This window comes from Shewanella cutis (assembly GCF_022410515.1).
Taxonomy (GTDB): domain Bacteria; phylum Pseudomonadota; class Gammaproteobacteria; order Enterobacterales; family Shewanellaceae; genus Shewanella; species Shewanella cutis.
The window spans coordinates 31,139-50,356 of sequence record NZ_JACSDI010000022.1 but is presented as its reverse complement, the minus strand read 5'-3'; the positions used below and the strand labels follow the sequence as shown (position 1 = coordinate 50,356).

16 protein-coding genes are annotated in these 19,218 nt (G+C 45.4%); 10 read left to right on the top strand and 6 right to left on the bottom strand.

The genetic code is table 11. From position 1 onward, the window contains the following. Window positions 1–55 precede the first annotated feature (55 nt). The 3 genes from tusA (at window position 56) to H9J30_RS18960 (ending at window position 4,163) form a co-directional block, all read left to right on the top strand. Window positions 56–301 carry a sulfurtransferase TusA gene (gene tusA / locus H9J30_RS18970; RefSeq protein WP_023266036.1) on the top strand — a complete coding sequence of 82 codons (246 nt, stop codon included), beginning with the start codon at window positions 56–58 and terminating at the stop codon, window positions 299–301. A gap of 35 nt (window positions 302–336) precedes the next feature. After that, the gene (locus H9J30_RS18965; protein ID WP_088586449.1) at window positions 337–774 is read left to right on the top strand and encodes an MOSC domain-containing protein; all 438 of its coding nucleotides are present in this window, start codon (window positions 337–339) and stop codon (window positions 772–774) included. Between the two features lie 200 nt (window positions 775–974). Then, the gene (locus H9J30_RS18960; RefSeq protein ID WP_240132430.1) at window positions 975–4,163 is read left to right on the top strand and encodes an amidohydrolase family protein; all 3,189 of its coding nucleotides are present in this window, start codon (window positions 975–977) and stop codon (window positions 4,161–4,163) included. Between the two features lie 85 nt (window positions 4,164–4,248). Here H9J30_RS18960 and H9J30_RS18955 read toward each other — a convergent pair whose 3' ends face one another. Then, complete coding sequence (locus H9J30_RS18955; protein WP_240132429.1) at window positions 4,249–4,824, bottom strand: DNA-3-methyladenine glycosylase I; 576 nt, start codon at window positions 4,822–4,824, stop codon at window positions 4,249–4,251. A gap of 117 nt (window positions 4,825–4,941) precedes the next feature. Between H9J30_RS18955 and glyQ the strand changes: the two genes are divergently transcribed. Together glyQ and glyS are read left to right on the top strand one after the other, a co-directional pair. Then, the gene (glyQ, locus tag H9J30_RS18950; RefSeq protein WP_220056912.1) at window positions 4,942–5,847 is read left to right on the top strand and encodes a glycine--tRNA ligase subunit alpha; all 906 of its coding nucleotides are present in this window, start codon (window positions 4,942–4,944) and stop codon (window positions 5,845–5,847) included. A 9-nt stretch (window positions 5,848–5,856) separates the two neighbouring features. Beyond that, window positions 5,857–7,923, top strand: a complete 2,067-nt coding sequence (glyS, locus tag H9J30_RS18945) for a glycine--tRNA ligase subunit beta (RefSeq protein ID WP_240132428.1) — start codon at window positions 5,857–5,859, stop codon at window positions 7,921–7,923. A gap of 69 nt (window positions 7,924–7,992) precedes the next feature. Here the strand turns inward: glyS and H9J30_RS18940 are convergent, their stop codons facing one another. Beyond that, the gene (locus tag H9J30_RS18940; protein WP_240132427.1) at window positions 7,993–9,036 is read right to left on the bottom strand and encodes an HDOD domain-containing protein; all 1,044 of its coding nucleotides are present in this window, start codon (window positions 9,034–9,036) and stop codon (window positions 7,993–7,995) included. Between the two features lie 373 nt (window positions 9,037–9,409). Here H9J30_RS18940 and H9J30_RS18935 point away from each other — a divergent pair, with 373 nt between their 5' ends. Beyond that, window positions 9,410–10,072: a glutathione S-transferase family protein gene (locus H9J30_RS18935; RefSeq protein WP_240132426.1), complete on the top strand. Its 663-nt coding sequence runs from the start codon at window positions 9,410–9,412 to the stop codon at window positions 10,070–10,072. Window positions 10,073–10,159: 87 nt separating this feature from the next. On the opposite strand, the gene gyrB is transcribed toward H9J30_RS18935, so the two are convergent. The 4 genes from gyrB to dnaA all read right to left on the bottom strand — a co-directional run bounded on the left by gyrB (window position 10,160) and on the right by dnaA (window position 16,342). Continuing rightward, window positions 10,160–12,577 (bottom strand): DNA topoisomerase (ATP-hydrolyzing) subunit B, encoded by a 2,418-nt coding sequence (gyrB, locus tag H9J30_RS18930; RefSeq protein ID WP_240132425.1) that lies wholly within the window; start codon window positions 12,575–12,577, stop codon window positions 10,160–10,162. Between the two features lie 16 nt (window positions 12,578–12,593). Next, entirely contained in the window at window positions 12,594–13,676 is a 1,083-nt protein-coding gene (recF, locus tag H9J30_RS18925; RefSeq protein ID WP_240132424.1) for a DNA replication/repair protein RecF, read from the bottom strand. Between the two features lie 162 nt (window positions 13,677–13,838). Further along, window positions 13,839–14,939: a DNA polymerase III subunit beta gene (gene dnaN / locus H9J30_RS18920; RefSeq protein ID WP_240132423.1), complete on the bottom strand. Its 1,101-nt coding sequence runs from the start codon at window positions 14,937–14,939 to the stop codon at window positions 13,839–13,841. A gap of 20 nt (window positions 14,940–14,959) precedes the next feature. Next, window positions 14,960–16,342: a chromosomal replication initiator protein DnaA gene (gene dnaA / locus H9J30_RS18915; protein WP_240132422.1), complete on the bottom strand. Its 1,383-nt coding sequence runs from the start codon at window positions 16,340–16,342 to the stop codon at window positions 14,960–14,962. 444 nt (window positions 16,343–16,786) lie between these two features. Here dnaA and rpmH point away from each other — a divergent pair, with 444 nt between their 5' ends. From rpmH to yidC, 4 genes are read left to right on the top strand one after another with little or no spacing between them, the layout of a single operon-like run. Continuing rightward, on the top strand, window positions 16,787–16,924 hold the full coding sequence (gene rpmH, locus H9J30_RS18910; protein ID WP_011070423.1) for a 50S ribosomal protein L34: 138 nt from the start codon (window positions 16,787–16,789) through the stop codon (window positions 16,922–16,924). A 16-nt stretch (window positions 16,925–16,940) separates the two neighbouring features. Beyond that, complete coding sequence (gene rnpA / locus H9J30_RS18905; RefSeq protein ID WP_011070422.1) at window positions 16,941–17,297, top strand: ribonuclease P protein component; 357 nt, start codon at window positions 16,941–16,943, stop codon at window positions 17,295–17,297. Further along, a complete protein-coding gene (gene yidD, locus H9J30_RS18900) occupies window positions 17,264–17,518 on the top strand; it encodes a membrane protein insertion efficiency factor YidD (protein ID WP_011070421.1) in 255 nt (84 codons plus the stop codon). Before rnpA ends, yidD begins: the two co-directional genes overlap by 34 nt. A gap of 3 nt (window positions 17,519–17,521) precedes the next feature. Next, window positions 17,522–19,147, top strand: coding sequence for a membrane protein insertase YidC (yidC, locus tag H9J30_RS18895; RefSeq protein WP_240132421.1), 1,626 nt, complete (start codon window positions 17,522–17,524; stop codon window positions 19,145–19,147). The last annotated feature ends 71 nt before the right edge of the window (window positions 19,148–19,218 follow it).

Genomic DNA, 19,218 nt, shown 5'->3' with positions numbered 1-19,218 from the left:
CCAAACCACTGGAGTAACATTAGCCAATTCTGTTTAACCGTTCAGTCGAGGTCATATGAACGACGTTTTCTCAACCGCACAACACAAACTGGATGCTCTTGGCTTACGTTGTCCTGAGCCGGTTATGATGGTGCGTAAAACGGTAAGACAAATGGCGCAGGGTGAAACCTTGCTCATTATTGCAGATGATCCTGCGACTACCCGTGATATTCCCAGTTTTTGTGAGTTTATGGATCACACACTGATCGCCAGTGAAACCAACCAAACACCCTATCAATATTTGATTAAAAAGGGACTCTAAGTCCCAACATCGACATTAGGATAAGGACATCAGAAATGCCGAAACTAGTTGCTATTGCCTACAAAACCGTAAAACGTGGCCCAATGAAAGAAGTGTTGTGTGCTAATGTCACTCAGCACAGCGGTGTTGAAAAGGATGTATTTGGTCGCCCAGGCAAACGACAAGTGACCGTTCTTTCAGTGCAGCAGTGGCAAGCAGCCTGTCAAAGCATAAATGCGGATTTAGTCTGGACGATTCGCCGCGCCAATCTATTAGTAGATGGATTAAGTTTTAGTCCTGCTGATGTGGGCAAACAATTGCGCATCGGTGATTTAAGCTTAGAAATTACCGGCGAAACCGATCCATGCAGTAAGATGGAAATGGCGCACCCAGGATTAGAATTAGCCCTCACTCCAGATTGGCGTGGCGGCGTAACCTGCCGCGTCCTCAATGACGCAATGATCCATCTCGGTGATCCAGTAACTCGCGACTAATCAACTTCACCTCGGAGAGTAATCCTATTACTCTCCCATTGCCCCTACGCCAATCATCTAGCAGCCTTCCTCGGTCATTAATTGAAACAGTATTTCCGTTTTCCTTACGGGATATTTGTGCGATAACCTACACAGCATTTACAAATGTTTATCTTATTTGATAACAACTACACCCTAAAATAACGATAACAGGATATAGTATGTTTAGACCTACACTGACCCCGCTTTATATCGCACTGATACTGAGCCTAAATCCCCTCATAGCTCACGCGGATGAAGCGCAAAAACCAAGCTGGGATGTAAACGCCCCCACTAATGCGCCGCTAGAAAAAGTCAAAATTGATGTTAGTGAAGGCACTTGGATGAACCTCAGCGTAAGCCCTGATGGCCAGTATTTAGTCTTTGATTTACTAGGGGATATTTATCAAATCCCCGTCACTGGTGGCGAAGCTAAGCCATTAGCCCAAGGGATCGCCTGGCAAATGCAGCCGGTATATAGTCCTGATGGTAAACACATCGCCTTCACCTCAGATGCGGATGGTGGCGACAATATTTGGATTATGGATGCCGACGGCAGCAATCCACGCACAGTTACGACTGAAACCTTTCGCTTACTCAACAGCCCAGCTTGGAGCCCTGATTCCCAATATTTAATTGGTCGTAAACATTTTACCGCCAGTCGTAGTTTAGGGGCTGGCGAAGTCTGGCTCTACCATGTAGCCGGTGGCGAAGGTGTTAAACTCACCGAACGCCCTAACGATGAAAAGGATTTAGGTGAGCCATCATATTCACCCGATGGCCGCTATATCTATTTCAGTCAAGACGACACCCCAGGAAAAACCTTCCATTATTCCAAAGACTCAATAAACGGTATCTATAAAATCAAACGTTACGATACCAAAACAGGTGATATCGAAATTCTGATTGAAGGGACTGGCGGTGCTATTCGCCCAACCCCAAGCCCTGATGGCACCAAACTGGCCTATATTAAGCGTGATGATTTCCAATCATCATTATATTTGCTTGATTTAAAATCCGGAGAATCAACTAAGTTGTTTGGCGATTTAGACCGTGATATGCAAGAAACCTGGGCAATCCACGGCGTCTATCCAAGCATGGCTTGGACTCAAGACAACAAAGATATCTTCTTCTGGGCTAAAGGCAAAATTAACCGCCTCAACGTTGCCAATAAGACTGTCACTAACATTCCCTTCAGTGTCAAAACCCAGTTAGACGTTCAGCCTTCAGTACGCTTTAAACAAGATATTGATAAAGATGTATTCGATGTAAAAATGCTGCGAATGGCACAAGTCTCCCCCGATGGCAGTAAAGTCGCCTTCGAAGCATTGGGTAAAATCTGGTTGAAGACGCTTCCCGATGGCAAGATGTCACGCTTAACCGAGTTAGGTAACGATATTGGAGAACTTTATCCCCAATGGTCGCGTGATGGCAAAAACATCGTCTTCACCACTTGGAATGACCAAGATCAAGGCGCGGTACAAGTGATCAGCGCTAGAGGTGGCAAGGCGAAACAACTTACCACAGAACCCGGAAAATACCTTGAGCCCACCTTTTCTCCTAATGGCGAACTTGTGGTGTATCGTAAAGCTCAAGGTGGAAACCTCACGCCTCGCACTTGGTCGCAGGAGCTAGGTCTCTACAAGGTTGAATTAAAAACCAAACAAAATACAAAAATCACCACTGAGGGTTACCAAGCTCAATTTGGTGCTTCAGCTGATCGCATCTTTTTTATGAATAGTGGATATGATGATACGCCACAGCTAGCTTCAATCAACTTAGACGGTTTTGATAAGCGCGTTCACTACAGCAGTAAGCATGCAACCGAATTTAGAGTCTCACCCGACGGTGAACAACTTGCCTTTGCAGAGCGTTTTAAAGTGTGGGTGACGCCCTTTGCTAAACATGGCGAAACCGTTGAAATCGGCCCTAATGCCAGCAATCTTCCCGTCACTCAGTTAAGTGTACGAGCCGGCGAAAGCATCAGTTGGAATAGCAAGAGTAATCAACTCTATTGGACCCTTGGCCCAGAACTCTACCAAGCCAATGTTGATTCCCAGTTTCTCAAAAAGGACGCGCAAGCTAAGCCAAGCATTATCAACTTAGGCTTTACCGAAAAGGCCGATGTTCCACGTGGAACAGTCGCCTTTATCGGCGGCAAAGTGATCACTATGGAAAATGACCAAGTCATCGATAAGGGTGTGGTGATCGTTAAAGACAATCATATTGTTGCCGTTGGCGATGCAAATACGGTAATTCCAAAGGATGCACAAGTCATCGATATAAGCGGCAAATCCATTATGCCTGGTTTGTTTGACGCCCATGCCCATGGCGCTCAAGCCGATGATGAAATCGTGCCGCAACAAAACTGGACGCTCTATTCTGGTTTATCCTTAGGCGTGACTACGATTCATGATCCATCTAACGATACGACTGAAATATTTGCCGCTTCAGAGCAACAAAAGGCTGGCAACATCGTGGGCCCGCGAATTTTCTCCACAGGAACTATTCTCTACGGCGCAAACGCGCCAGGATACACCTCACACATCGACTCTATTGATGATGCAAAATTCCATTTAGAGCGGCTCAAAAAAGTCGGTGCCTTTAGTGTGAAGAGCTACAACCAACCCCGTCGTAATCAAAGACAACAGGTTATCGCTGCAGCTCGCGAACTCGAAATGATGGTCGTGCCAGAGGGTGGCAGCTTACTACAACATAACCTGACCATGGTTGCCGATGGTCATACAACCGTAGAACATTCCTTACCTGTGGCAAGTATTTATAACGATATTAAACAGTTCTGGAGTCAAACTAAGGTCGGTTATACGCCAACCTTAGTCGTCGCCTACGGTGGTATTTCGGGTGAGAATTACTGGTACGATAAAACCGATGTGTGGGCACATCCACGCCTGTCTATGTATGTACCAAGCGATATTTTGCAGGCTCGCTCAATGCGTCGCCCCCATGCACCAGACAGCCACTACAACCATTTTAACGTTGCTAAAGTGGCGAATGAGTTTAATAAATTAGGCATTCACCCAAATATTGGCGCCCATGGTCAGCGTGAAGGTTTAGCCGCACATTGGGAAATGTGGATGTTTGCCCAGGGTGGCATGAGCAATATGGATGTACTGAAAACGGCGACCATCAACCCTGCCACCACCTTCGGCTTAGAGCATCAACTTGGCTCGATTAAGCCAGGTAAGCTTGCAGACTTGATCGTTATCGATGGCGACCCATTAGCGGATATTCGCGTCACAGATAAAGTCACTTACACCATGGTCAATGGTAAGTTATTCGACGCTGAGTCGATGAACCAACTCAATGGCAGCAAACAACAGCGCAAGCCTTTCTTCTTCGAGAAAATCTAATCTCAACAAGGTGAAATAACAAGAGGCATGTTCCACGTGGAACATGCCTTTTTATTTTGGATTGTGACTAAATAAGATTAGTGACTTATTTACCACCACAGCAAGCATCATAGGCAATGCAATCAACTATATGATCATTCACCATCCCCACTGCCTGCATAAAAGCATAACAAATCGTTGGACCAACAAAGTTAAAGCCGAGCTTTTTTAACGCCTTGGACATAGCCTCTGACTCCGGCGTTTGCGCAGGCACCTGCGACATGGAAGTAAATTGATTCACTATTGGTTTACCACCAACGAAGCTCCACAAAAATTCAGAAAAATCTTTGCCATCAGCCGTATAAGCTAAATACCCTTTTGCATTTCTAATAATTGAATGGATCTTAAGTCGATTACGCACAATTCCAGGATTTGCCATCAACTCCTCGACTTTTGCATCATCGAAAGTAGCAATCACTGCTGGCTCAAAATCCGCAAAGGCTTGTTCATAATTTTGTTGTTTCTTTAAGATCGTAATCCAAGACAACCCTGCTTGTTGCCCGTCTAAACAGAGCTTGGCAAATAACTCCTTGGGATCATAAACTGGGCGCCCCCACACCTTATCGTGGTATTCACGATACAAGGGATCATCACTGACCCAATTACAGCGGATTTCTTCCATGGTCATCAACCTTAACGTTTTAACGAAGAAGGTAAAAAATAACCTACATAAGCAGAGATCTACAAGGTATAATCGAAACCATTTTCTATTCAAGCTGACGGCAGTAGACAAGTAGACATGACGACGAAACACGACGTAAAAACATTTCAGGGTTTCATTCTAACCCTACAGGAATATTGGGCGCAGCAAGGCTGTGCAATCGTTCAACCTTTAGATATGGAAGTCGGTGCGGGCACATTCCACCCACAAACTTTCCTACGCTCTCTAGGGCCCGAGCCAATGAGTAGTGCCTATGTGCAGCCTTCGCGCCGCCCAACAGATGGCCGCTACGGTGAAAACCCAAACCGTCTGCAGCACTACTACCAATTCCAAGTCGTGTTAAAACCGTCACCGGATAATATCCAAGAACTCTATTTAGGTTCTCTGCAAGCCCTTGGTATTGATACCCAAATCCATGATATCCGCTTTGTGGAAGACAACTGGGAATCACCAACGTTAGGTGCTTGGGGTCTAGGCTGGGAAGTCTGGCTAAACGGTATGGAAGTAACTCAGTTTACTTACTTCCAACAGGTCGGCGGCTTGGAGTGCAGCCCTGTCACGGGTGAAATCACCTACGGTTTAGAACGTCTGGCGATGTATATCCAAGGTGTGGATAGCGTGTACGACCTCGTATGGACCGATGGCCCAATGGGTCGCATCACCTATGGCGATGTGTTCCACCAAAACGAAGTTGAGCAATCAACCTATAACTTTGAACACGCCGATGTAGACTTTATGTTTACCCTGTTCGATCAATGCGAAAAGATGTGTCAGCACTTATTGTCGCTTGAAAAACCATTACCTCTACCCGCCTATGAGCAAGTGATGAAAGCCTCACACGCCTTCAACCTGCTCGATGCACGCCACGCCATTTCAGTGACTGAACGTCAGCGTTATATCCTGCGCGTACGTACTATGGCAAAAGCCGTTGCCGAATCCTATTATCAGGCACGCGAAGCACTTGGCTTCCCAATGTGTAAGTAGAGGTAACACATGAATTTTGAAAACTTACTCATCGAGTTAGGCACTGAAGAACTGCCGCCAAAGGCGCTACGTAAACTGGCTGAGTCTTTCTTAGCGAACTTTACTGAAGAATTAACCAAAGCCGATTTAGCTTTTAAATCCGCGGTTTGGTATGCAGCGCCCCGTCGTCTGGCGATTAATATTACTGAACTCGCTATTGCCCAAGCAGATAAAATCGTTGAAAAACGCGGCCCAGCGGTCAGCTCAGCCTTTGATGCCGAAGGTAAACCAACAAAAGCTGCCGAAGGTTGGGCACGTGGCAACGGTATCACTGTCGATCAGGCAGAACGTTTAGTGACCGACAAAGGTGAATGGCTGGTTTATAACGCTAAAGTTGAAGGCGTTGAAACCAAAAGCTTAATTGCAGCTATGGCACAACGAGCGCTAGATAAATTACCTATTCCAAAACCAATGCGTTGGGGAAGCAGCAAGACTCAATTTATTCGCCCTGTTCACACCGCCACTATGCTATTAGGCAGTGAGTTAATTGAAGGCGAATTGCTCGGCATTAAATCAGCGCGGAATATCCGTGGTCACCGCTTTATGGGTACCGGCTTCGAGCTTGACCATGCGGACAACTACCTGACATTGCTAAAAGAAAAAGGGAAAGTCATCGCCGATTTTGAAAGCCGTAAAGCCTTAATTAAAGCCGATGCCGAAAAAGCGGCCGCTAAGATTGGTGGCACCGCCGATATCGAAGATGACCTACTAGAAGAAGTGACCTCTTTGGTTGAATGGCCAGTCGTGTTAACGGCAAGCTTTGAAGAAAAGTTCTTAAACGTGCCTTCAGAAGCCTTGGTTTATACGATGAAGGGCGATCAAAAATACTTCCCAGTGTTCGATGATGCGGGCAAATTGCTGCCAAACTTTATCTTTGTCGCCAATATCGAATCAAAAGATCCTGCGCAAATTATCTCTGGTAACGAGAAGGTGGTACGCCCACGCTTGGCCGATGCTGAGTTTTTCTTTAATACCGATAAAAAGCACACGCTAGAATCGCGTTTACCTAGTCTTGAGACCGTATTGTTCCAGCAACAGCTCGGCACCTTAAGAGACAAAGTGACTCGTATATCCGCCCTAGCCGCCTTTATTGCTGAGCAAACAGGTGCAAATATCGTTGATGCAGCCCGCGCAGGTTTATTGTCTAAAACAGACTTAATGACCAATATGGTGATGGAGTTTACCGATACGCAAGGCACTATGGGCATGCATTACGCCCGCCTAGACGGTGAAACAGAAGCTGTCGCCTTAGCTATGGAAGAACAATACAAGCCTAAGTTTTCTGGCGATACAGTTCCAACAGCAGCAGTTTCTTGCGCAGTAGCCTTAGCCGATAAACTCGATACCTTAGTCGGTATTTTTGGTATTGGTCAGGCACCTAAGGGCGCTGCCGACCCATTTGCCCTACGCCGCGCCGCTATCGGTGTGCTACGCATTATCGTTGAGAACAAGCTGCCACTGGACTTAGTAACGTTGATTGCTAAGGCTCAAGAACTCCATGGCACCAACTTAAGCAACGCGAATGCAAGCGATGAAGTGCTTGAGTTCTTAATGGCGCGTTTCCGTGCTTGGTACCAAGATAAAGGTATCAACGTTGACGTGATCCTTGCAGTATTAGCCCGCCGTCCAACTCGCCCTGCCGACTTTGATAGCCGCATTAACGCAGTATCACACTTCAGAAGCTTAGAAGCCTCTAGCGCTCTAGCAGCGGCGAATAAGCGTGTGTCTAACATTCTGGCGAAAGTGGAAGGCGAATTACCGACCGCGATTAACTCAGCTCTGTTAACCGAAGCTGCCGAGCAAGCGTTAGCAGCTAAGCTTACTGAACTTCAGCCTCTGCTTGCTCCACTGTTTGCTAATGCGGATTATCAACAAGCCTTAACGCTGCTGGCAAGCTTACGTGAAAGTGTTGACCAGTTCTTCGAGGATGTCATGGTGATGGCGGACGATACCGCGCTGCGTAACAACCGTTTGGCACTGCTCAATAACCTATGTGAACAATTCTTACATGTAGCGGATATTTCTCTGCTTCAGTAAGTGATTTAAGTAAAAATCACGGTTAACAAAAACGCGCTTTTAAGCGCGTTTTTTTATGGCTGAAAATCATTAAAACTGTTGGAGTTTTTCATGCAACTCATCAAACTGAGCTTGCTCAAGCCCGACGAGCATTAACAACTTGGTTAGCATATCGTCTGGCAATTTACCCGCTTGCAGCAACATAGAGATCTCACTAATCACGTTTGCACGCCATACTACGGCAGCAATTCCCTCATTCGGCCGAGTATGCACATGGGCGAGTTTATCCAGTTCAGCTTCAAAGATGCTAGGTAATTGCCAATATTTTGCTAATAACGTACTTAAGGTCAGCGATTTTGCCGTCATCACTTGCCTAAATAACCAAGAGTTTGGCTGCTCGCCAGGTTCAGCTTGCGCGAAAGCATCAAGTAGCATTTTAAAAATGGCGAGCTTACCCACATCATGGAGCAACCCCAATAAAAATGCCGTGTCCCTATCATTTTCGCTAAGTTCACTCGCTAAAAAGGCCACTTGCATCGAGTGACGCCAAATTTCAGCCCCAAAACGGCGGAAATAAATGGGTTTAATGTCTAGCATTTCACGGACCAAACAACTGGTCACGAAGCGCCGTAATTGCTCCCGACCAAGCTGAACTAAGGCCTGCTGCAGGCTAGTCACCTCTCGCTCACTTCTCTTAAATGCTGGTGAATTACAAAGCTTGAGCACTTCAACACTGAGTAAAGGGTCTTGTTCAATTAAAGCCAATAAATCCTTGGTATCAAACTGTGGGTCAGCTAACTTACGGTCTAACTCCAATACCTTAGAAGGAAGCTTTAGCACTTTTTCGGCAATCACTTGGGGGGATGCTAAGGCCTGTTCAATTTCCGCCATCACATGGCGTTCAAGGTTATTAGCAACACCACCAGAATCTTTTGTTCTAGCAGGAAATAACAGGCTATAAAACAATGCCTCTAAGTCAACACACGCCGAAGTATCACACCGCTCTTCAGCAGGCTTTTGTGGCACGACCGTATTTATAGGTTTGCTGAGATCGGTCTGACTAAAGCTTTTCGGTCGCTCAAGAGTTGCCTCTTCACGGATATTAAAAATTTTGTTGAATATGGACTTAATCAAAATATTCCAACCTATAAAAACAGTGTTTACTGAGCCAGCCTTACATTATCCATCCATTGTAATTGATATGCTAGAACAGGCACTATCAGTATTATGCCCAGCTTGAGTATATGTTCCGAAACTTAAGACTTGGTTACCTTATCGAATTGTTCCACGTGAAACCTTATGCCAATTTAGCTTGATTGCGTGAGCAATTTGCAGTTTGAATGACTGAATATGAGCATGTAATTACCCTGCTGCTCAGCGAAAAACAAACTCTGCTTAATCATCCCTTCAACCTAAATATTAAAGGGTTCTAATATCTGCTCGCTTAATGGTTATCACGATTTCATCATGTATAGTGATTGGCACGACTCAAAATTGGAAGGCACTAATGAAACTCTACATCGGCAATAAAAACTACTCTAGCTGGTCGCTCCGAGCTTGGTTAATGGCTGCAAAATCTGACATTAAGTTCGATGAAGTCCTTTTACAACTCGATACTGATAGCTTCTATAAGCAACTCCAATCTATTTCACCAACGCTAAAAGTACCAACACTGCTCGATGGTGACATTACCGTTTGGGATTCACTGTCAATTTGTGTATATATCAATGATCGTTATCTTTCAGGCGCGGCATGGCCACAAGATCCAAAACAAAAAGCCAAGGCTCGCTCCCTCGCCTGTGAAATGCATTCAGGCTTTCATGCCCTGCGAAATGCGTTACCTATGAATATCCGCGCCCGTCGATATGTCGAGCTAAGCCCTGCTGTTCAGCAAGAGATTGCTCGCATGGATAGCATTTGGTCTCAGCAAATGGCTGAATTTGCCCCATGCCAAACTCAGGGCACTTGGTTATTTGGCCAGTGGTCAATCGCCGATATGATGTTTGCACCAGTGGTAATGCGCTTCTTTACCTACGAGATTGAAGTCTCGCAAGCGAGCCGAGCTTATATGGAATTTATCGTGAGCCAACCAGAAATGCAGACTTGGATAACAGCAGCCAAAATAGAGACTGAAATAGTGGACGCCGATGAGGCGGGTGTTGATAGGTAATTTTTTGAAAAAGAAAAGGGAAAGCTCAGCTTTCCCTTATTTATCAATCAGTTTTATCAATCAATAACGATATTAAACGTCTAGATATTAAACGTCTAAGTTAGCCACGTTTAGCGCGTTGGCTTCGATAAAGTCACGGCGTGGTTCAACTTGGTCGCCCATCAAACAAGTAAACAGCTGATCCGCACCAACAGCATCATCAATCGTTACTTGCAGCATACGGCGAGATTCAGGATCCATCGTGGTTTCCCACAATTGCTCAGGGTTCATCTCACCCAATCCTTTATAACGTTGGATATATAAGCCACGTTTCGCTTCAGAAATGGTCCAATCTAACGCTTCAATGAAGCTGCCGACTTCTTTCACTCGATCGCCACGTTGTACATAACCACCGACTTCAATCAAACCCTCAAGGGCTGCACCTAACTTAGCAATACGTTGATAATCCATTGATTGGAAGAAGTCATAGCTAAATAGGTAATGCGTGTCGATACCGTGTTTACGGATGGTGATCTTTGGTAGATACACTTTACGCTCAGGGTCCAACACCGGCTCACCAGAATACAGCACACCGCTGTTTTCTAATTCCACCAGCTCATGGATAAAGGCGTCTATCCATTCCTTCATCTTAGCTTCATCAGCCAACATCTCATTGCTGATCATTGGGTGGTAAAGCATCCGATTAGTGATATGGGTTGGATAACGTTGCTCTAAACGGGCAACAATCGCTTCCACTTCACGGTACTGAGTCACTAAACGCTCTAATGGCTCACCCGACATACCAGGCGCACCTTGAGATGGATAAATGCTGGTTCCATCTAACGCTTGAGTGGTCAGATACTGAGTCAGTGCAGCTTCGTCTTTAAGATATTGTTCTTGCTTACCTTTCTTCACTTTGAATAAAGGCGGCTGAGCAATATACACGTAACCACGTTCGATCAGTTCAGGCATTTGGCGGAAGAAGAAGGTCAACAGCAAGGTACGAATGTGCGAGCCGTCGACGTCAGCATCCGTCATGATGATGATGTTGTGGTAACGGGTCTTATCCGGGTTGTATTCATCACGACCAATACCACAACCAAGCGCAGTGATTAGCGTGGCAACCTCTTGAGAAGAAAGCATTTTATCGAAACGCGCCTTCTCAACGTTTAAGATTTTACCTTTCAGTGGCAGAATCGCTTGGTTCTTACGGTTACGTCCCTGCTTAGCGCTACCGCCAGCAGAGTCACCTTCCACTATGTAGATTTCTGAAAGACCAGGGTCTTTCTCTTGGCAATCCGCCAGCTTACCTGGCAAACCACCTAAGTCGAGCGCGCCTTTACGGCGGGTCATTTCACGGGCTTTACGCGCCGCTTCACGGGCACGAGCCGCATCGACAATTTTACCAACGATTAACTTAGCATCGGCAGGATTTTCCAATAGATAGTCGTTTAGCTTCTCACCCATGGTTTGTTCAACCGCGGCTTTCACTTCGCTAGACACTAACTTGTCTTTGGTTTGCGAGCTGAACTTAGGATCAGGCACTTTAACTGAAATGACCGCAGTTAAGCCTTCGCGGGCGTCATCGCCAGTCGCGTTAGTTTTGCCTTTCTTGTTATAACCTTCGTTTTCCATGTAGTTGTTGAGGTTACGTGTCAACGCACTACGGAAACCTGCTAAGTGAGTACCACCATCACGCTGTGGAATGTTGTTAGTAAAACAGAATATGTTTTCTTGGTAACCATCGTTCCACTGCATCGCCACTTCAACGGTAATGCCGTCGTCACGCTCCTGCATAAAGTGGAATACATCTTTGTTTACCGGCGTTTTATTACGGTTCAAGTAATCAACGAATGCGCTGATACCGCCTTCGTATTTAAAGAATTCGTTTTTATTATCACGCTCGTCGACTAAGCGAATCCCCACACCAGAGTTAAGGAACGATAGTTCTCGCACCCGTTTAGCCAGGATTTCAAAGTGAAACTCAACATCACTGAAAGTTTGCTCACTTGGCCAGAAACGGATTTCGGTTCCGGTTTTAGTTGCATCACCAATCTCTTTGATTGGCGCATCAGGTACACCGTGGGTGTAAAACTGCTCGTGGACTTTGCCATCGCGGCGAATGGTTAATTGCAGCTTTTTAGAAAGCGCGTTTACTACCGACACACCCACACCGTGCAGACCACCTGACACTTTATAGGAGTTATCGTCGAACTTACCACCAGCATGCAGTACCGTCATGATAACTTCTGCTGCCGATACGCCTTCTTCTTCATGGATAGAGACCGGAATACCACGGCCATCATCCTTTACAGAAACCGAACCATCCACATGGATAGTAATTGTGATATCAGTACAATGGCCCGCTAAGGCTTCATCGATAGAGTTATCGACTACTTCGAACACCATATGATGTAGACCCGTACCGTCGTCGGTGTCACCAATATACATCCCAGGTCTCTTACGTACTGCATCAAGGCCCTTAAGGACCTTAATACTCGAAGAATCGTAACTATTCTCTGACATATTATTCTCTCAATGGTTATTCAATTACCGTTACACGTCCCTGTTCCACATGGAACATCCTACTGGGAGGCGTGTGTAACGAATCGACTATTGCTGCTGGCTCAATGGCGGTCACAAACACTTGTGCACCCGTGTCCACTAGCTGCTTAAGCAATAGCTGCCTATGCTGTGCATCCAACTCGGATGGAAGATCATCCACAAGATAAATACTGTGTTTATCTATTTGTTGTTTGAGCAACTTTCCCTGTGCAATACGCAGTGCACAGACTAATAATTTCAATTGACCACGGGACAGGGCATCCTGCGCCGGCAAAGTGCCTACACGAAGTCTTAAGTCAGCTTTATGGGGACCGCTGACGGTATGACCTGTGGCCAAATCTCTGGGATATTGTGATTCGAGAAGTTGTGCAAAATCCGTTTTGCTATCCCAGCCGCGGGTAAATGAAACCTTAACATCCACCTGCGGTAAAAACTCTCCGATTATACCCTTAAGTAGCTCATTTAACGAGTCTACATAACGGTTTCGTATTTCAGTGACCTGCTCGGTATAACGGACAAACTCCCTATCCCAATATTGGATTTGATTGTAGGGAGAACCATTCCTAAGCATTTGATTTCTTTGTTTAAGAACACGCCTTACATTCATCCATGCCGCATAAAACTGCGGATCGGTATGAAAGGCCCCCCAATCGATAAACTGCCTGCGGGATTTTGGGCCTTCGAACAGTAACGAAAAGCTTTCTGGCGTAATGACTTGAATGGGTAAGGTTTCAGCTAAAGTCGATAGCCGTTTGACCTTTTCACCATCAATTTTGACTTCGGTTTCGCCACTGCGAAAACGCCGCAGGCCTATTTTACTGTCGCCTCGGGGCAGATTTAAGGTTGCAAACAGAGTTAATTTGTCTTGGTCGTTATTGATCACTCGCTGGGATAAGTGACTGCGAAACGAACGCCCCATGCCTAGAAAATAAATGGCTTCAAGTATGCTGGTTTTGCCACTGCCATTTTGACCATAAATCAGGTTGATCCCTTCGCTTGGGCTCAACTGCGCCAACTGGATATTGCGAAAAGAATCAATGTTAAGACGGATAAGGCTCATGCGTTACTCATCAAACCGCATCAACGGCTTAGGCCAATACTCAGGACGATCATCATACCGCAATTCATTTCTATCCGAGTAAAATAAGAGGACATATGACACAGTTTGAAGACATATACGCCGCTAAAAAGCGGCGTATGGTACTGCTTAAAAATGGGATGACTATAAGCGCATTGGCATAACCACATACATGGAATCTTCTTCCAAGTGGTTTTCCAGCAAGGCGCTCGAGTTACCATCGATTAGGGTGATACGCACATCATCGGACTTAAGATTGTTCAATACATCCAATAAGTAGCTGACGTTGAAACCAATTTCGAGTGGCAGATTGTTGTAATCCACATCGATGATTTCTTCCGCTTCTTCCTGCTCAGGGTTATTGGCGGTGATTTTCAGCAATCCCGTTTCTAACTGAATGCGCACACCGCGAAACTTCTCATTCGATAAAATAGAAGCTCGCGTTAAAGCTTGTTTGAAGTGGTTGCGACTCGCAATAACGATTTTATCACCGCCTTTCGGTAATACGCGGCGATAATCAGGGAAGCGTCCATCGACTAATTTGCTGGTAAAAACAGTGCTGTTTGTGGTGGCTCGTATAGCATTATCACCAATGGCAATAATGATATCTAAATCATCCGCTTCCAACAAACGCGCCATTTCCATCACGCCTTTACGAGGCACAATCACTTGCTTCTCAGGTAATTGCGCTTCAATAACTCGATGACTTAAGGCCAAACGGTGACCGTCGGTTGCAATAGCGCGTAGCATATTACCTTCGGTTTCAATCAATAATCCATTAAGGTAGTAACGTACGTCTTGGTTAGCCATCGAAAACTGGGTCGCATCAATCAGCGACTTGAGCACACCTTGCTTAAGGGTAAATTCGATTTCGGCTTGGAAGGCTTCGACATTCGGATACTCTTCCGCGGGCAGTGTTGCCAGCGAAAAACGGCTACGTCCAGAGCGCAACAACCATTTGTTATCTTGTTGCTCAACCTTTAACTCGCTTTGCTCGGGTAAGGATTTTACGATGTCTAACAGCTTCTTTGCAGGAACTGTTGTGCGACCTTCTTCAATATCACCATGAATAACCGCCTGACCGACTAACTCAACTTCGAGGTCTGTACCTGTTAATTTGAGTGAGTGACCACTAACTTCTACAAGGAGATTTGCCAAAATAGGCAAGTTATGGCGTCTTTCTACCGCACCACAAACCAATTGAAGCGGCTTTAATAGGGCGTCCCTATCAATTGAAAATTTCATAGTGTCCAAATTCCTTGATTTTAAGAAGATAAGGTTCTAATCAAGTTAGCATAATCTTCTTTAATGTCGTGACTCTCTTCCCGTAGCTGAGCAATCTTACGACAGGCATGTAACACTGTGGTGTGATCTCGACCGCCAAAGGCATCACCAATTTCCGGCAAGCTCTGGTTAGTTAATTCTTTAGATAACGCCATAGCCACTTGTCTTGGGCGCGCAACACTGCGCGAACGACGCTTAGACAACATATCAGCCATCTTGATTTTGTAGTATTCAGCTACGGTTTTCTGAATGTTATCTATAGTGACTAATTTTTCCTGCAGTGCCAAGAGGTCACGCAGGGCTTCGCGCACAAAATCAATCGTTATTGGGCGGCCGGTAAAGTTTGCGTTAGCAATCACCCGGTTTAAGGCCCCTTCTAATTCACGGACGTTAGAACGTAAACGTTTAGCAATGAAGAACGCCACTTCATCGGGCAGGTTAATACTGCTCTCTTGGGCTTTACGCATCAAAATCGCCACGCGAGTTTCAAGCTCGGGTGGCTCGATCGCCACCGTTAAGCCCCAACCAAAGCGGGATTTTAATCTGTCTTCAACACCGTCGATTTCTTTTGGATAACGATCCGACGTTAGGATGATTTGATGATTACCTTCAAGCAGCGCATTAAAGGTATGGAAAAATTCTTCCTGCGATCGGTCTTTGTTAGCAAAGAATTGAATATCATCGATAAACAACGCATCAACACTACGGTAGTAACGTTTAAATTCTTCGATCGCATTATTTTGCAGCGCTTTAACCATATCCTGCACAAAACGCTCGGAATGCATATAAACCACTTTAGCATTGGGATTATTTTTGATGATCCCATTACCAACAGCGTGCAACAAGTGAGTCTTACCCAGACCTGTTCCACCATATAAGAATAGTGGGTTATAGGCACCACCAGGATTTTCTGCCACTTGCAACGCAGCGGCTTTACCCAGTTGGTTTGACTTACCCTCAACAAAATTATCGAACTGGTAAGTCGGATTGATATTGCTGCGATGATTGGTATTAGCAACAGGCTCTGTAGTATTAAATGCCGTACCTACAGAGGCTTTGGTTTGGGGACTGGGCACACGCACAGCAGCAACGGGCGCTGGCTCAAGCTTTTTAGCTGATGGACGACTACCAATATCGAAACGTAACTTAGGCGCATCATTACCCATTTGCTCAGTAAAAAACTGATTAATGATATTGATGTATTTATCCCTAACCCAATCGAGCACGAAGCGGTTAGGCGCATATAGCACCAAAGTATCTCCATCCATTTCGGCTTGTAACGGTCTGATCCACATACTGAACTGCTGAGCAGAAAGCTCATCTTGCAGTCGTCCGATACATTGTTGCCAAAGTGAAACCGCCACTAAGTTATCCCCAAAAGATCATCAAAAGAGGTGTATTCTATAGCGAGATCTCAAGGATCGCTATCCTTAAAAAATAATTATCCCCAACAAGATCATTCTATGTAGATATCCTCGATCATCAAAGATCAAATTCGATCCTTTTATTCAACAAATAGGGAAAATCCCGCTTTATTAAGCGATCCAGATTGATCTATAATGGCGCCCCTTTGATCTGTTAATAGATCCCCTTCACTACTATATGTAGTGTCCATACACAGAGTTATCCACATCTTATTGTGTATATGGGGAATTGATCTAAGGATACGCTGGCAGAAATAACCCACTTGCTGACTTTCGTTGTTGACGGGGACAAGTAAAGTGATTACAATTCGGCCTCTTTTTTACCCTTACCTCTAGCAGTAGAGATAAGGATATGTTCACTAATAACAAAGACGGATTGCCATCATGAGTAAACGTACTTTTCAACCTAGCAACCTGAAGCGCAAGCGTTCTCACGGCTTCCGCGCTCGTATGGCTACTGCAGGCGGCCGTAAGGTGCTTGCACGTCGTCGTGCGAAAGGTCGCGCTCGTTTATCTGCTTAATTAAGTGGATAACTAGTTGACTAGCTATACCTTTACGCGGGAGTTACGATTGCTAACTCCCGCGCAATTTAAATCTGTATTCTCCAATCCCATCAAAGCATCTTCTGCTGAAATAACCTTGCTTGCCATTCCTAATTCGGAGCAACATCCGCGTCTGGGCCTTACTGTTGCTAAACGCTATGTAAAACGCGCCAATCAGCGTAATCGCATTAAGCGAGTAATCAGAGATAGTTTTCGACTCAATCAACACAACATCCCTCACCTTGATATTGTTGTGCTGGTTAGAAATGGGGTGATGGAAATGGAAAATGCTGAGCTAAACAAGTTGATAGAAAAGCTATGGCGCAAACTCAGTCGCCGCTACAATGGCTAGCGACCACGTTAATTCGTGGCTATCAAATCTTCATCAGCCCAATCTTGGGACCTCGATGCCGTTTCAATCCCACTTGCTCTCATTACGCCATTGAGGCAATAAAAGTGCACGGAACCGCGAAAGGTTGTTGGTTTGCATTGAAACGCATATTAAAATGTCACCCTTTGCATCCCGGCGGTAGTGATCCCGTCCCCCCTAAAAATGACAGGTGTAATAAATAGGCTATGGAATCTCAACGCAATATATTGCTAATAGGACTACTGTTTGTCAGCTTTTTGCTGTGGCAACAGTGGCAAGCAGACAAAGCTCCAAAACCCGTTGCAACCGAATCGTCTGTTGTGGCGAATGCAACCACTAATCACAGTGCTGATGTTCCAGAAGCGGATACAGGCGTACCAGCAGCAGTCGCGGCTACGCAAAATCTAATCACGGTTAAAACCGATCAGCTAGATGTGCAAATCAACCCTGTGGGTGGTGACATTGTTTATGCTGCACTGGTTTCACACAAGTTGGAACAGGGTAAAGACCAGCCATTTGTTTTGCTTGAGCAAACCAAAGATTTCACCTATATCGCGCAGAGCGGCCTAATTGGTCGTGATGGTATCGATAGCAGTGCTAAGGGTCGCGCTACATTTGCTGCAAGCAAAACCGAATTTACCCTAGCCGACGGCCAAGACAGTTTAGAAGTACCACTGACCTATGTAGCTGAGAATGGTGTGACTTACACGAAAGTGTTTGTATTCCATCGCGGCAAGTTTAATGTCGATATCGATTACAAAATCAACAACACTTCAGCGGCACCATTACAAGTTCAGATGTACGGTCAGATTAAACAGACCATCAAGCCATCTGAAAGCAGCATGATGATGCCAACTTACCGTGGCGCCGCATTCTCTACTGCCAGCGTACGTTACGAAAAGTACAACTTCGAAGATATGGGCAAAAACAACCTCAACCAACCGACCATCGGTGGTTGGGCTGCGATGTTGCAACATTACTTCGTATCCGCTTGGATCCCACCAGCTACCGATAGCAACACCATTTTCTCAAGTGTGAGCGCTGGCGGTTTAGCCAATATTGGTTTCCGCGGTGCGGTATACGATGTTGCACCAGGTGCAACTCAAGAAATTAGCTCTCAATTCTATGTTGGCCCTAAGGATCAAAAAGCGCTGTCAGCGTTATCTGATACCTTAAACCTAGTAGTCGATTACGGTTTCCTCTGGTGGTTAGCAGTACCAATCCACTGGTTATTGATGTTCTATCAATCATTTGTGGGTAACTGGGGTGTGGCAATTATTCTGATCACCTTAACCGTTCGTGGTTTACTGTTCCCGCTCACCAAAGCGCAGTACACCTCAATGGCGAAGATGCGTAACCTACAGCCAAAACTGCAGGATTTAAAAGAGCGCTTCGGTGATGACCGTCAAAAGATGGGTCAAGCCATGATGGAACTGTACAAGAAGGAAAAAGTTAACCCTATGGGTGGCTGTTTACCTATCCTGTTACAAATGCCAATCTTCATCGCTTTATACTGGGTATTGTTAGAAAGCTTCGAGCTGCGTCATGCGCCATTTATGTTATGGATCCACGACTTATCGGTCCAAGATCCATACTACATTCTGCCGCTGCTGATGGGTGTTTCTATGTACATCATGCAGAAGATGCAACCCATCGCACCGACGATGGACCCAATGCAAGTGAAGATGATGCAGTGGATGCCAGTGATCTTTACCGTATTCTTCCTGTGGTTCCCATCAGGTCTGGTGCTGTACTGGTTAGTGGGTAACATTGTTGCCATCATCCAGCAGAAGATTATTTATGCAGGTCTAGAGAAAAAAGGCTTAAAATAAGCCCAAGCGCTAGATAGGAGCTAACGGCTCTGTGCATATTCAAAAAGGCGGCTTAATTAGCCGCCTTTTCC